At 66.7% G+C, this 13,325-nt stretch carries 12 protein-coding genes; 5 read left to right on the forward strand and 7 right to left on the reverse strand.

Features of this window, described 5'->3' with window-relative positions; translation table 11 throughout:
- Positions 1–9: 9 nt before the first annotated feature.
- The 4 genes from mltB to ACFOPI_RS06780 are packed head-to-tail and all read right to left on the reverse strand — an operon-like array spanning position 10 to position 5,241.
- Complete coding sequence (gene mltB / locus ACFOPI_RS06765; RefSeq protein WP_382172347.1) at positions 10–1,230, reverse strand: lytic murein transglycosylase B; 1,221 nt, start codon at positions 1,228–1,230, stop codon at positions 10–12.
- A complete protein-coding gene (locus ACFOPI_RS06770; RefSeq protein WP_382172348.1) occupies positions 1,227–3,335 on the reverse strand; it encodes a transglutaminase family protein in 2,109 nt (702 codons plus the stop codon). The genes mltB and ACFOPI_RS06770 overlap by 4 nt, the downstream gene beginning before the upstream one ends.
- The gene (locus ACFOPI_RS06775; protein WP_382173073.1) at positions 3,332–4,315 is read right to left on the reverse strand and encodes a DUF58 domain-containing protein; all 984 of its coding nucleotides are present in this window, start codon (positions 4,313–4,315) and stop codon (positions 3,332–3,334) included. The genes ACFOPI_RS06770 and ACFOPI_RS06775 overlap by 4 nt, the downstream gene beginning before the upstream one ends.
- 5 nt (positions 4,316–4,320) lie before the next feature.
- Entirely contained in the window at positions 4,321–5,241 is a 921-nt protein-coding gene (locus ACFOPI_RS06780; RefSeq protein WP_382172350.1) for an AAA family ATPase, read from the reverse strand.
- A gap of 26 nt (positions 5,242–5,267) precedes the next feature.
- Here ACFOPI_RS06780 and ACFOPI_RS06785 point away from each other — a divergent pair, with 26 nt between their 5' ends.
- Genes ACFOPI_RS06785 through ACFOPI_RS06795 form a run of 3 tightly spaced genes read left to right on the forward strand, consistent with a single transcriptional unit; the run spans position 5,268 to position 8,323 of the window.
- Positions 5,268–6,221, forward strand: coding sequence for a histone deacetylase family protein (locus tag ACFOPI_RS06785; protein ID WP_382172352.1), 954 nt, complete (start codon positions 5,268–5,270; stop codon positions 6,219–6,221).
- A 9-nt stretch (positions 6,222–6,230) separates the two neighbouring features.
- Positions 6,231–7,004 carry an enoyl-CoA hydratase gene (locus ACFOPI_RS06790; protein ID WP_382172353.1) on the forward strand — a complete coding sequence of 258 codons (774 nt, stop codon included), beginning with the start codon at positions 6,231–6,233 and terminating at the stop codon, positions 7,002–7,004.
- Positions 6,998–8,323 carry a mechanosensitive ion channel family protein gene (locus tag ACFOPI_RS06795; protein WP_382172355.1) on the forward strand — a complete coding sequence of 442 codons (1,326 nt, stop codon included), beginning with the start codon at positions 6,998–7,000 and terminating at the stop codon, positions 8,321–8,323. The genes ACFOPI_RS06790 and ACFOPI_RS06795 overlap by 7 nt, the downstream gene beginning before the upstream one ends.
- Here ACFOPI_RS06795 and ACFOPI_RS06800 read toward each other — a convergent pair.
- From ACFOPI_RS06800 to ACFOPI_RS06810, 3 genes are all read right to left on the reverse strand, one after another.
- Complete coding sequence (locus tag ACFOPI_RS06800) at positions 8,300–9,595, reverse strand: TRAP transporter large permease (RefSeq protein ID WP_382172357.1); 1,296 nt, start codon at positions 9,593–9,595, stop codon at positions 8,300–8,302. The genes ACFOPI_RS06795 and ACFOPI_RS06800 overlap by 24 nt on opposite strands.
- Positions 9,592–10,086, reverse strand: a complete 495-nt coding sequence (locus tag ACFOPI_RS06805) for a TRAP transporter small permease (protein WP_382172359.1) — start codon at positions 10,084–10,086, stop codon at positions 9,592–9,594. The genes ACFOPI_RS06800 and ACFOPI_RS06805 overlap by 4 nt, the downstream gene beginning before the upstream one ends.
- Before the next feature lie 86 nt (positions 10,087–10,172).
- Positions 10,173–11,189: a TRAP transporter substrate-binding protein gene (locus ACFOPI_RS06810; protein WP_382172361.1), complete on the reverse strand. Its 1,017-nt coding sequence runs from the start codon at positions 11,187–11,189 to the stop codon at positions 10,173–10,175.
- 367 nt (positions 11,190–11,556) lie between these two features.
- Between ACFOPI_RS06810 and ACFOPI_RS06815 the strand changes: the two genes are divergently transcribed.
- Both ACFOPI_RS06815 and ACFOPI_RS06820 read left to right on the forward strand, forming a co-directional pair.
- Positions 11,557–12,306, forward strand: coding sequence for an electron transfer flavoprotein subunit beta/FixA family protein (locus tag ACFOPI_RS06815; protein ID WP_079365935.1), 750 nt, complete (start codon positions 11,557–11,559; stop codon positions 12,304–12,306).
- A gap of 37 nt (positions 12,307–12,343) precedes the next feature.
- Positions 12,344–13,273 (forward strand): electron transfer flavoprotein subunit alpha/FixB family protein, encoded by a 930-nt coding sequence (locus ACFOPI_RS06820; RefSeq protein WP_382172363.1) that lies wholly within the window; start codon positions 12,344–12,346, stop codon positions 13,271–13,273.
- Positions 13,274–13,325 lie beyond the last annotated feature (52 nt).

A 13,325-nucleotide genomic window follows, 5' to 3' on the forward strand; every position in this document is an offset into this window, starting at 1 on the left:
GCGAGCCGATCAGGGCCGCTTGACTAAGGCTTCGATGGTCTGGCCCAGTTCGATCACCGCCATCGCGTAGTAGCTGCTCCAGTTGTAGCGGGTGACGACGTAGAAGTTGTCGGTGCCGGCGAGGTAGGTGGGGGCCGACCCGCCATTGGCCGGGTCTCCGTTCTGCAGTTCGATCAGCGCGAGCTTGCCGACGTGCTTTTTCCCCTCGGCGTCGAGCACGGCGCCCTTGGCGACAAAGCTCTCGACGCTGAAGCTGGGCAGGATGTCGGGGGCGAGCAGGGCCTCCTTGTCCAGCCTGTTCAGGTCGAAGCCCACCGTGTAGTGCGTCGGCTGGCCAGGCTGCCAGCCATAGGCCTTGAAGTAGTTGGCCACCGAGCCGATGGCGTCGACCGGGCTGTTGAACAGGTCGATCTTGCTGTCGCCATCGAAGTCGATCGCGAAGCGCGCCCAGCTGCTGGGCATGAACTGTGGCCAGCCCATGGCGCCGGCGTAGCTGCCGCGCAGGGCCTGCGGGTCCATGCCGGTGCGCTGGCTCAGACTCAGGAACTGCTCCAGCTCGCTGCGGAAGAACTCGGCCCGGGCTTCGGCGCGGGGGTGGCTGGCCGGAAAATCAAAGGCCAGCGTGGCGAGCGCGTCGATCACGCGGAAATTGCCGGTGTGCTGGCCATACAGGGTCTCGACCCCGATCACGCCGACGATCAGGCTGGCGGGCACACCGTACTCGCGCTCGGCGCGCTCCAGGGCTGCGCGGTGGGTGTCCCAGAAGCGCTGCCCGGCGCGCAGCCGCACCGGTTCGATGAAGCGCGCGCGGTAGGCCGCCCAGTTTTTGAAGGCGGCGCGGGGCGCCGGCAGTGACAGCCGGATCGAGGTGGGCTGGCGGCGGGCGGCGCCGATCTGTTCACGCACCCACAAGGGATCGAGCCCTCGGCGCTGGGCCAGATCGTCTGCAAAGGCCATGGCCGCTGGCGATTCGGCGTACACCGTGATGTCGGCCGCTGGGGGTGTGGCCGCCGGTGCCGCTGGCGGGGGCTCAGCGGGCGCAGTTGCAGCGGGCAGTGGTGCCGTGGGCGCTGGCTCAGCCGACGGAGGGGCCGGGGGCAGGGTGATGGCGGGAACGTCGGTGGGTGCCACGGGTGTGGTCTCCACCGTCGTCTGCGCCTGCGCGGCCACACCGGCCAGAGACAGCAAGAGCAGGGCGGGCACCAGGGTGGATCGGGATCGTGGACTCATGAGCTTGCCCGCCGTTCGGGCCAGGGCATCTGTTGAAACTGTTTTTGAAGCGCAGCCAGCGTATCCGGGCTGTGGGGTGCGTAGCGCAGCGCTTCGAGGCGCAGCAGCCAGGCAATCAGCTGCTGCGTGAAAAGTCCGTCACCGAGCTGCGCCGAAGCCAAGCGCGCCAGCTCGCGCGGCGTGGCGTGCTCGCCAGCTTCGATGCCCAGTGCGGCCAGTCGACGCCGCACGCGCGCCAGCGTGCGCAGCCAGGGGTCGTGCTGCTGGCGCTCCCACAGGGCCCAGGCGGCGCCCGCGAGGCTGACCACCACGATCACGCCGATCAGCACGTAGGCCAGATCGGTCCAGCTCGGTGAATCGAAGCCCAGGCTCTTCAGCAGGTCCAGCTGGCGGCCCTGGGTGTAGTTCAGCACCCACTGGTTCCAGCCGTTGTTCACGGCTTCCCAGACGTCGCGCAGCTGTTGTGCGAGGGTGGGGTCCAGCGTGCCCAGAGCGGCACCTATGGCGCCCTGGGGCGCGACCAGGCGTTCAAACGACCCGATGCGGGACGGTGCCACCGCGCTCGTAGGGTCCACACGCACCCAGCCCTGACCCTGCAGCCAGACCTCGGCCCAGGCGTGGGCGTCGCGCTGGCGCACCGTCCAGTAGCCGTCGACGGCGTTGAGCTCGCCGCCCTGGTAGCCGGTGACGATGCGGGCCGGGATGTCGAGCGCGCGCATCAGGATCACGAAGCTGGATGCGATGTGCTCGCAGAAACCCTCCTTGCGGTCGAACCAGAACTCGTCGGCGGTGTGCTGGCCATAGACCCCGGGGTCGAGCGTGTAGGTGTAGCCGCCGGTGCGCAGGCGGTTGAGCGCCGCCTCGATCAGCGCCGGAGCGGACTGCGGCCCCGACCCGTGCTCGCGCCGCAGCTCCTGGGCGAAGGCCAGGGTGCGCGGATTGAAGCCGGCAGGCAGCGCGATCTGGTCCTGCAGCGCCAGCGACGGCTCCAGCGGGCCGTGGCGGAAGCGGGTGTGGCTCTCGGCGCGGTAGCGCACCAGCTCCGTCACCGGCCGCCGCACGAACCACTGCAGCTCCGGTGTCATGAATGCCTTAAGGCCCTGCAGCTCGGGTGCCTGTGTGGCGGCTTCGAGCACGAATACCCAGGGCCGGTGGTTGGGCTCCATGGTGACTTCGTAACGGATCGGCTCGCCGGCAAACGCCAGGTGGGCCTGCAGTTCCATGTGGGGAGGGAAGGCCGAACGCAGGGGCTTCCATTCGACGCCGTCGAAATCCGTGAGCACCGGTCCGCGGAAATACAGCTCGCGCTGGGGCGGCACCGGGCCGTCAAAGCGCACACGCAGCGCGATGCGGTCGTCCAGCACCAGCTCGGCGATCTGGCCGACCCGCATCTTTCCGGACAGGCCGGAGCGGCCGTCCATGCCATCGCCCGGCACGCCCCACAGCGGCGAGAGGCGGGGGAACAGCATGAACGCCACCACCATGATCGGCGCGCCCAGCAGCGCCAGTCGCGCCGCGATGCCCGCGGTCTGCCGCAGCGGCGGATGCCCCACCGGCATGTGGGCATTCACGACGGCGGTCAGCAGCCCCAGCAGCGCGACCAGGATGCCGGCCGCCGTCAGCAGCGATTGCGAATAGAAGAAGTGCGTCAGCAGTGTGAAGAAACCGAGGAAGAACACCACGAAGGCATCGCGCCGCGCCCGCAGCTCCAGGGTCTTGAGCGCCAGCAGCACGACGATCAGGGTGACCCCCGCGTCGCGGCCGAGCAGAGTCTTGTGGGTCCACCAGGTGGCGACCATCGTGACCAGCAGCAGGCCGATGCGCCAGCGCCATCCGGGCAGTGGCCGGCCCCGGAGGGTGAGCACCGCGCGCCAGACCAGCACGCACGCGGTGAGGGCTGAGCACCACCAGGGGATGTGTGGCACCTGCATCATCACCACCCAGGCGATGACGGCCAGTAGGAACAGGGTGTCGCGGGTGTCCCTGGGCAAGGTGGATGTCCAATTGCCGCGGGCAGCCGTGGAACGGGCTTGGCCCGGCCACAGGCTGCGTCCCCCTCCCGCAGGAGAGGGGGAAGACGCGGAGCGGCGCAGTGGGAGCTTCATACCAGAGCCATTGCCTCCAGGCAGCGGGCGCGGTGGGTCGGTCCCTGGTCAGGTGCCAGTTCGCGGCCGGGGATGCGCAGGCCATAGTCCAGCCCCATGCGCTCGGCCATCAGCACCCAGGCGGTGAGGCGCGACAGGCGGGATTCCAGGTCGGGGGCGCCGCAGCGGGTGTGGTCCAGCCAGAGCTGCTGGCGCTGTGTGGACAGGGCGTCGCGGCTGACGAGGTCGTCGCGACCGGCGGCAAAAGTCTGTGCGGCCTTCTTCCAGACGATGGACTTCTGCGGGTCGCCCCGCCGGTAGGCGCGCACGCCGTCGAACTCGCCGGTGGTCTGCACGCTCGCGCTGCCAGCGAAACCCGGTTGCGGCTCGCCGGGCGGCAGGGGCGGCGGGTGGGCCTCGGGGGCGGGGTAGACCAGCACCTGGGCCGCGGGACGCCACACGGTCCAGACGCGGAAGGTGCCCATCGGAAACAGCGTGACGGCGGTCAGCGGTGCCAGTGCATGCAGGCCGCGCCGGGGAAACACCGACGCCACCTGCAGGCGCGTGCTGCCCTGGGCTGGTACATCGGTCCAGGCCAGGTGGTTGTCGCTGGCGGACGCCTCACCGATCACGCCGATGCCGATGCCGTGGCGCGCCTGGCCTTGCTCGTTGCCCAGCCGGATGTCCAGCGCCGCCGCATGACCAGCGTGCACCGGAGCGGGCGGGCTCAGGTGCAGGGTGAGGCCACGCAGGTTGGCGTGGCTGCTGTGCATGGCGGTCAGCGCGCTGCCGGCCAGCAGGAAGGTCAGCAGATACCCCAGGTTCAGCTGGTAGTTGATGCTGCCCACCAGCAGCAGCAACAGGGTCAGTGCCAGCATCCAGCCGGCGCGGGTGGGCAGGATGTAGACGTTGCGCTGGGTCAGCAGCAGGGTGTCGGTGCGCGGCAGCCGCGCGTGGAACCACTGTCGCAGCCGTTGGCGCAGGGCGTGCAGCGGGGCCAGCGGGCTCACGGGATGGGCGTGGCGTCGATCATGGCCCGCACCTGTTCCATCGCACCGCGGCCGGCGTCGCTGACGGGAACCAGCCGGTGCGCCGCGGTCTGCGGCAGGATGGCGGCGATGTCGTCCGGCGCCACGTAGTTACGACCTTGCAGAAAGGCCTGCGCCTTGGCCGCCCGCACCACCGCCAGCGCAGCTCGGGGCGAGAGCCCTTGGGCGAACCAGCGGCCCGAGCGCGTGGCGGCCACCAGATCCTGCAGGTATTCCAGCACGGGCTCGGCTGCGTGCACGGACAGGACCTCGGCTTGTAGACGCGCCAGATCGGCCGGGGAAAGCACGGCTGGCAGCTGTTCAATCAGCTCGCGCCGGTCGGCACCGCGCAGCAGCTCGCGCTCGGCAGCGCGGTCCGGATAGCCCAGCGAGATGCGCATGTGGAAGCGGTCCAGCTGCGACTCGGGCAGGGCGTAGGTGCCGAGCTGGTCGAATGGATTCTGGGTGGCGATGACAAAGAAGGGCACCGGCAGGGCCCGGGTCTGGCCCTCGACGGTCACCTGCTTTTCTTCCATGGCTTCAAGCAGCGCACTCTGGGTCTTGGGGCTGGCGCGGTTGATCTCGTCGGCCAGCAGCACTTGTGCGAACACCGGGCCGGGATGGAACACGAAGCCCTCGCGGCCGCGCTCGTAGATCGATATGCCGACCAGGTCGCTGGGCATCAGGTCGGCGGTGAACTGCACGCGCGCAAACTGCAGCCCGAAAGAGCGGGACAGGGCGTGGGCGAGGGTGGTTTTGCCGACGCCGGGAACGTCTTCGATCAGCAGGTGTCCACCGGCCAGAAGGCAGCCGACACAGTCCGAAACCTGGGCCGGTTTGCCCACGATCACCGTGTTAAGCTGGTCCAGAAGCTGTCTGATTGTTGTGTCGGCTTGCATGCCGCGAACCTTACCGTAAAAAAGTGATGAGCCAGGCCACCGGTTATTTCACCCACAGGGACTGCTGGCGGCACGAGATGGGGCCGGGGCACCCGGAATGCCCCGCCCGCCTGGACGCCATCCAGGACCGTTTGCTCGCCTCCGGTCTGGACATTGCCCTGGACAAACGCGAGGCCACATCGGCCGCCCTGGCCGACCTCGAACTGGCCCACGGCCGCATGCATCTGGCGGCGCTGCGCGGCCTGTCGGACCAGTTGCGCGACGACATCGCCGCCGGTGGACCGGCCCATGCGCAGATCGACCCCGACACCTCGATCAACGTGCACAGCTGGGACGCGATCCTGATGGCCGCGGGCGCCGCCATCGACGCCACCGATGCGGTCATAGCCGGCGAGCTCGCCAATGCATTCTGCGCGGTGCGGCCGCCTGGTCACCACGCCACGCGCAACCAGGCCATGGGCTTCTGCTTCGTCAACAACGTGGCGGTGGCGGCCAAGTACGCCCTGGAGCGCCACGGCCTGCAGCGCGTGGCCATCGTCGACTTCGACGTGCACCACGGCAACGGCACCGAGGACATCGTCGCGGGCGACGAACGCATCCTGATGTGCAGCTTCTACCAGCACCCCTTCTACCCACCCTGGAACCATTCCACCGCTCCCAACCTGGTGAACCTTCCTGTGCCGGCGTACACCAAGGGCATGGATGTGCGGGAGCTGGTCGACATGATGTGGCTGCCACGGCTCGATGCCCACCGGCCGCAGATGATCTTCATCAGCGCGGGTTTCGATGCCCACCGCGAGGACGACATGGGCCAGATGGGGCTGGTGGAAAACGACTACGCCTGGATCACCGAGCGCATCAAGGAAGTCGCGAAGCGCCACGCCCAGGGGCGCATCGTGAGCTGTCTCGAAGGGGGCTACGACCTCAGTGCCCTGGCGCGGAGTGTGGAGGCGCATCTGCGCGTGCTGGCAGGGCTCTGAACATTGAATATGACCGACGACATTCTTCTCACCACCCGCGACGACCGCGGCGTGCACACGCTCACATTGAACAACCCAAAGGCCTTCAACGTCCTGTCCGAGGCCATGATGGTGGCGTTCCAGCAGGCGCTGGAAGCCGTGGCCGCCGACTCTGCCGCGCGAGCCGTGGTGATCGCCGCCGAAGGCCGGGCCTTCTGCGCAGGGCACGACCTGAAGGAGATGAAGGCCCGACCCGAGCTGGCCTACTACCAAGCCTTGTTCGCGACCTGCTCGAAGCTGATGCTGTCGATTCGCAAGCTGGAAGTGCCGGTGATCGCACGCGTGCATGGCCTGGCCACCGCTGCTGGCTGTCAGCTGGTCGCGCAGTGTGACCTGGCGGTGGCCGTGAAGGAGGCGAGCTTCGGTGTCAACGGCATCGACGTCGGTCTGTTCTGCGCGACGCCCAGCGTGGCGCTCTCGCGCAACATGCTGCCCAAACAGGCCATGGAAATGCTGCTGACCGGTGACTTCATCTCGGCCGACGAGGCGAAGGCGCGCGGGCTGGTCAACCGCGTGGTGACGGCCGACGCCCTGGACGCCGAGGTGGCCGCGCTGGTCGATCGCATCCTGGGCAAGCCGCGCGAGGCGCTCGCCATGGGCAAGGCGCTGTTTTACCGGCAACTGGAAACCAGCATGGAATCGGCGTACCAGCTGGCTGGTCAGACCATGGCCTGCAACATGGTGCACGAAGTGGCGCAAGAGGGTGTGCAGGCCTTCATCGAGAAAAGGGCGCCCCGATGGTGAGCAACAACACCGCTGCACCACCGCCCATTCAGGACTTCGACGCCTGGCTTTCCGGATTTCAGCAGACCACCGTGTGGATTGAACTCGGCGTCCTGGCGCTGTGCGTCGGCATGGCCTGGGGGCTGGGTGCCCTGTTGCGGCGCGCGCTCAACAGACAACATGAGGAATCGTCGATCCTGTTCGGTCGGCAGGTGGTCGACGGTGTTCTGTTCCCCTTGCTGTTGCTGACCCTGGCCTACGTGGCCCGCAGCGTGCTTGCGCAACAGATACCACTGGCGGTGTTCAAGGTCGCGATTCCGGTGCTGGTGTCCCTGGTGGTGATCCGGGTCGGCGTGAAGGTGCTGCAGGCGGCGTTCTCGTCGGCGCCCTGGGTGCGGGTGATGGAGCGCACCATCTCCTGGATGGCCTGGGGCTTCATGGTGCTGTGGGTCAGCGGCCTGCTGCCCATCGTGCTGGAGGAGATGGAGCAGATCACCTGGAAGATGGGCTCCAGCACGGTGAGCCTGCGCACCCTGATCGAAGGGGCGCTGACCGCGGGCGCCATGCTCATCGTGACGCTCTGGATTTCCGCGGCGATCGAGGCGCGCCTGCTCAAGTCGGCCATTGGTGGGGACCTGTCGCTGCGCAAGGCCCTGAGCAACGCGACCCGCGCCATCCTGATGTTCCTGGGCCTGATCGTCGCGCTGTCCGCGGTGGGCATCGACCTGACGGCGCTGTCCGTGCTGGGTGGTGCGGTGGGTGTGGGCATCGGCTTTGGCCTGCAGAAGCTGGCGGCCAACTACGTCAGCGGTTTCGTGATCCTGGCCGAGCGCAGCATGCGCATCGGCGATAACGTGCGGGTCGACAACTTCGAAGGTCGCATCACCGACATCACCACCCGCTACACCTTGATCCGCTCGGCAGCGGGGCGCGAATCCATCGTGCCCAACGAGATGCTCATCACCAACCGCGTTGAGAACCTGTCGCTGGCCGACCCGAAGGTCTGGCAGTCCACTGTGGTCTCGGTGGGCTATGACAGTGACGTCGACACGGTGCGGCGCTTGCTGGTCGAGGCGGCGCTGGCGCAGCCGCGCGTGCTGCGCGAGCCTTCGCCGAATGCAGCGTTGTCCGCATTCGGCGCCGATGGGCTGGAGTTCACGCTGGGCTATTGGATTGCAGATCCCGAAAACGGGCAGCTCAATGTGCGCTCCGACATCAACCTGGCGGTGCTGGCCGCGCTGCGCACGCACGGGATCGAGATCCCGTACCCGCAGCGCGTGGTGCACATGCGCGCCAGCGGCGAGCAGCCCAGGTCCTCAGCGGGCCATGAACCCCGGTAGCCAGAGTGAGATGACAGGGAAGGCGATCAGAATGCCCAGGCGGACGATGTCAGCGAATACAAAGGGCCAGACGCCGCGGTAGAGGGTGGTGAGCTTGACGGTGGGCAACAGGGAGTTGAGCACGAAGAGGTTCAGGCCCACTGGTGGCGAGATCATGCCGATCTCGACGATGGTGACGATCAGGATGCCGAACCACACGGGGTCGAAGCCCAGGCCGGTGATGACCGGGAAGAACACCGGAATGGTCAGCAGCACGATGGCCAGTTCCTCCATCACCATGCCCAGCGCGAGGTAGATGCCCATCATCACGATCACCACCATGATGGGGTGGGGACTGAACTGCAGCACGAAGTCGCGCAGATCTCCGGGCATGCTGGTGAAGTTGATGAAGCTGGTGAACACCATGGCCCCGATGAGGATGGTGAACAGCATGGCCGTGGTGCGCGCGCTCTCCTGCAGGATGTCCATGACCACGCGCGGCGTGAGCGTGCGGCGGGCCAGTGCAAACAGGAAAGCCCCGGCCGCGCCGACACCCGCACCCTCGGTGGCGGTGAACACGCCGCCGTAGATGCCGCCGATGACCAGGGCAAACAGCAGGGCCACGCTCCAGATGCCGCGGATGGCGGCCAGGCGCTGGGACCAGTTGAAGCGCTCGGCAGGCGGTCCGGCGGAAGGGTCGCGCCAGGTGACGAACACCACCGCCATGCACAGGCAGACGATGGCCACGATGCCGGGCAGGATGCCGGCGATGAAGAGCTTGCCAATGTCGGTCTCGGTGATGATCCCGTAGATGACCAGTATGGTGGACGGTGGGATGAGGATGCCCAGCGTGCCGCCCGAGGCAATCGACCCGGTGGCCAGCGTGTCCTTGTAGCCGTGGGCCTTCATCTCTGGGTAGGCCACTCGCGACATGGTGGCGGCGGTGGCGATGGACGAGCCGCAGATGGAGCCGAAGCCGCCCGAGGCGATGATGCTGGCCATGGCCAGCCCGCCACGGCGGTGCCCCACGAAGGCGTTGGCGGCGGTGAACAGTTCCTTGGCCATGCCCGCGCGAGCCACCAGGTTTCCCATCAGCACGAACAGAGGAATGACCGAGAGCACGTAGTGAAAGCCGGTTTCGAAGATGACCTGGCTGGTGCTGGCGAAAGCCGGCTGCCAGCCGCGCATGAGGCCCAGACCACCCAGGCCGGCAATGGACATGGCCACGGCCAGGGGCACGCGCAGGAACGCCAGCGCGAATACCACCAGAAAACCCAGCAGCGCGGCGGTCATGGCGCGGTCTCCCCGTGGGTCACCGGAATGGGCGGCGAGAACACGAAGACGGCGTGTACCAGTGCGGTCAGCAGCAACAGCGCCGCCATCAGCCAGGCCACCGGCGAGATGGCCAGCTGCAGGTGCACCGTGGTGTCGCCGTACTCGGCAAAGCGCTGGGCGCGGGTGGTCATGAGCCAGGCCAACAGGCCGAACGTGCCTGCACAGACCAGGTGCACCAGCCGTGCCTGGATGCCTTTGAGCCAGACCGGGATCACGGCGTCCAGCGAGTCGAACACCACGTGCTCGCTGCGCCATGAAACCAGCGGAAGCGCGCCGAAGATGACGATGACCATGAGGATCTCCGTCAGTTCCAGGCCGCCCGGCACGGAATGGTTGAAGAACTTGCGGCCCGTCACATCGATGAGTGTGAGCCACATGATGGCGAACAACGCCATGGATGCGATCAGGCCGCTGGACCAGCGCAGGAACTTCTCGGGGGTCTGGAGCATGGTGGGGTGTCAGACAAGACAAACCGGCGGGGCGGCCACCGCGGCCACCCCGCCGGTCATCAGACGGTGCCTGGCTGGCACCAGGCTTACTTGACCTTTGCGATTTCGGCGCGGAACTCGGCCAGCACCGCCTTGGCGTTCTTCAGGCCCTTGGCCTCGGCGGCGGCGGCCCACTTGTCTTCCAGCGGGGCCTGCTTGGCCTTGACCTCGGCAACGAAAGCGTCCGATGCCTTGATTCGTTGCACGCCCTGGGCTTTCTGGACGCCGTTGACCGAGGCGTCGTCGACCTTGTCCCAGCCCGCGCCAAAGCTGCGGGCCACGTACTCTCCCGACAGCTTGTCGACCACGGCCTTGTCCTGCGCGGACAGGGCGTCGTACTTGGCCGGGTTCATCATGAACACGAAGCTGGTGTTGTACAGGCCGCCGGGCAACGTGGTGGCGTGCTTGATCATGCTCAGTTTGAAGGAGGCGATGGACTCGTCGGGGAACAGGGTACCGTCCATGACGCCGGTGGACAGCAGTTCAAACGCTTCGGTGGCGGGCTTGAGGGTGGTGTTCCAGCCCATCAGCTTGGTCAGCTCGTTGATGTTGCCGCCGCCGATGCGCCACTTGAGCGTGGCGCCGTCGGCGATGCTGTTGACCGGCTTTTTGCTGTTGAAGATGGTGCCGGGGCCGTGGGTGAACACACCCAGCACTTTTACACCCTTGTGCTCGCCCAGCGGCGCAAAGTACTTGCTGTAGATGCGCTGGTAGGCCACCGAGGTGGCCATGGAGTTGTCGCCCAGGAAGGGAAACTCGGCCATCTGGGTGTTGATGAAGCGGCCAGGCGTGTATCCGTCGACCGTGAAGGAGATGTCCGCCAGGCCGTCGCGCACGGCATCAAACGTGCCGGGAGGGGCGGACACAGCCTTGGGCAGGATGTTGCATTTCATGCGCCCGGCGCTTTCCTTTTCAAGCGCATCGCACCATTCCTTTTGCGCCACGCTCAGCGTGTGCGTGGGCGGTACCCAGGTCGAGGCGGTGAACACGGTCTGGGCCTGGGCGCCGACGCCCGCAAACAGGGTGGCGGTGAACGCCGCGGTGGCGGCAAGGCGGAACTTCATGCGTTGTCTCCTGGGGGTGGGTTGGATCGTTACGAAAGATAAGCAAAATACCCTGATTCACTATAGGCGAATCCCCTTGTCGGCCCCCTAGTGACTTACCCGAATTGGCCGACCGACTGGTCGGTTAATAGGGATTTCCCTTGCTTTGTCGTTGTGGCGGCAGACGCGCTTGGGGGCATTCGCGATCATCACGATTCTTCTTCTATAATTCAAAAAAAGCACGATCGTTCTATTTTGTGGCCGTGCAGCAAATGTCTGGCCACAAATGTCGCGTTGCTCGTCAGACGCCTACAATCCGAGTTGACGTGCACGTCAATTCGAGCACCCGTTTCAACCTGCCTTTTCCATTCATCAGGAGCAACCGAACATGAAGGTCATCGTCCCCGTCAAACGCGTGGTGGACTACAACGTCAAGGTGCGCGTCAAGAGCGACGGCACCGGCGTGGACATCGCCAACGTCAAGATGAGCATGAACCCGTTTGACGAGATCGCGGTGGAAGAAGCCGTGCGTCTGAAGGAAAAGGGCGCGGCTACCGAGGTGATCGCCGTCTCCTGCGGCGTGGCCCAGTGTCAGGAAACCCTGCGCACGGCCATGGCCATCGGCGCCGACCGCGCCATCCTGGTCGAGACCGACGTGGAGCTGCAGCCGCTGGCCGTGGCCAAGCTGCTCAAGGCCCTGGTGGACAAGGAGCAACCCGGCCTGGTGATCCTGGGCAAGCAGGCGATCGACGACGACGCCAACCAGACCGGCCAGATGCTGGCTGCGCTGGCGGACCTGCCGCAGGCCACCTTCGCTTCCAAAGTGGAAGTGGCCGGTGACAAGGCCAAGGTCACCCGCGAAATCGACGGCGGTCTGGAAACCCTGGAAGTGAGCCTGCCGGCGGTTGTCACCACCGACCTGCGCCTGAACGAGCCGCGCTACGTGACGCTGCCCAACATCATGAAGGCCAAGAAGAAGCCGCTGGAGACCGTCAAGCCCGCGGATCTGGGCGTGGACGTGACCCCGCGCCTGAAGACGCTCAAGGTCGCCGAGCCGGCCAAGCGCGGCGCTGGCGTCAAGGTGCCGGATGTGGCCACGCTGGTCGACAAGCTGAAAAACGAAGCCAAGGTCATCTGAAGACCGCTGAACCCAACGATCCAGAGGAATACCGAACATGACCGCACTCGTCATTGCCGAACACGACAACGCTTCCATCAAGGGCGCCACGCTCAACACCGTCACCGCCGCCGCCGCCTGCGGTGGTGATGTGCACGTCCTCGTCGCCGGCCACAACGCCGGTGCCGCCGCCGCGGCGGCCGCGCAGATCGCCGGCGTCAGCAAGGTGGTCCACGCCGACGGCGAAGGCTTCGCTCACGGCTTGGCCGAGAACGTCGCCGCCCAGGTGCTGGCCATCGCCGGCAACTACAGCCACATCCTGTTTCCCGCCACCGCGGGCGGCAAGAACGTGGCCCCGCGCGTGGCCGCGAAGCTCGACGTCGCGCAGATCAGCGACATCACCAAGGTGGTGAGCGCCGACACCTTCGAGCGCCCCATCTATGCCGGCAACGCGATTGCCACCGTGCAGAGCGCCGATGCGACCAAGGTCATCACCGTGCGCACCACCGGCTTCGACGCCGCGGGCCAGGGCGGCTCCGCCGCAGTGGAGACCGTCGCCGCTGCCTCGGGAAACGGCAAGAGCGCCTACCTGGGCAGCGAAATTGCCAAGAACGACCGCCCGGAACTGACAGCCGCCAAGATCATCGTCTCCGGTGGTCGTGCGCTGGGGAGCAGCGAGAAGTTCAACGAAGTGATGACCCCGCTGGCCGACAAGCTGGGCGCGGCCATCGGTGCCTCTCGCGCCGCCGTCGATGCGGGCTACGCACCCAACGACCTGCAGGTCGGCCAGACCGGCAAGATCGTGGCGCCGCAGCTGTACATCGCCGCCGGCATCTCGGGTGCCATCCAGCACCTGGCGGGCATGAAGGATTCGAAGGTGATCGTGGCGATCAACAAGGACCCCGAGGCGCCGATTTTCTCGGTCGCCGACTACGGCCTGGAGGCCGATCTGTTCACGGCTGTGCCCGAGCTGGTGTCGAAGCTGTAAGGCAACGGCACCCACAAGGGCATCGCGTGCGATGCCCTTTTTTTGCACCTGC

It is taken from the genome of Hydrogenophaga luteola (genome assembly GCF_042648585.1).
Lineage (GTDB): Bacteria > Pseudomonadota > Gammaproteobacteria > Burkholderiales > Burkholderiaceae_C > Hydrogenophaga > Hydrogenophaga luteola.

What these genes read in the sequence shown, in the direction of transcription:
- mltB (WP_382172347.1), bottom strand. Translation starts at nt 1,230, where the DNA reads ATGAGTCCACGATCCCGATCCACCCTGGTGCCCGCCCTGCTCTTGCTG.
- ACFOPI_RS06770 (WP_382172348.1), bottom strand. Translation starts at nt 3,335, where the DNA reads ATGAAGCTCCCACTGCGCCGCTCCGCGTCTTCCCCCTCTCCTGCGGGA.
- ACFOPI_RS06780 (WP_382172350.1), bottom strand. Translation starts at nt 5,241, where the DNA reads ATGCAAGCCGACACAACAATCAGACAGCTTCTGGACCAGCTTAACACG.
- ACFOPI_RS06785 (WP_382172352.1), top strand. Translation starts at nt 5,268, where the DNA reads ATGAGCCAGGCCACCGGTTATTTCACCCACAGGGACTGCTGGCGGCAC.
- ACFOPI_RS06790 (WP_382172353.1), top strand. Translation starts at nt 6,231, where the DNA reads ATGACCGACGACATTCTTCTCACCACCCGCGACGACCGCGGCGTGCAC.
- ACFOPI_RS06795 (WP_382172355.1), top strand. Translation starts at nt 6,998, where the DNA reads ATGGTGAGCAACAACACCGCTGCACCACCGCCCATTCAGGACTTCGAC.
- ACFOPI_RS06800 (WP_382172357.1), bottom strand. Translation starts at nt 9,595, where the DNA reads ATGACCGCCGCGCTGCTGGGTTTTCTGGTGGTATTCGCGCTGGCGTTC.
- ACFOPI_RS06805 (WP_382172359.1), bottom strand. Translation starts at nt 10,086, where the DNA reads ATGCTCCAGACCCCCGAGAAGTTCCTGCGCTGGTCCAGCGGCCTGATC.
- ACFOPI_RS06810 (WP_382172361.1), bottom strand. Translation starts at nt 11,189, where the DNA reads ATGAAGTTCCGCCTTGCCGCCACCGCGGCGTTCACCGCCACCCTGTTT.
- ACFOPI_RS06815 (WP_079365935.1), top strand. Translation starts at nt 11,557, where the DNA reads ATGAAGGTCATCGTCCCCGTCAAACGCGTGGTGGACTACAACGTCAAG.
- ACFOPI_RS06820 (WP_382172363.1), top strand. Translation starts at nt 12,344, where the DNA reads ATGACCGCACTCGTCATTGCCGAACACGACAACGCTTCCATCAAGGGC.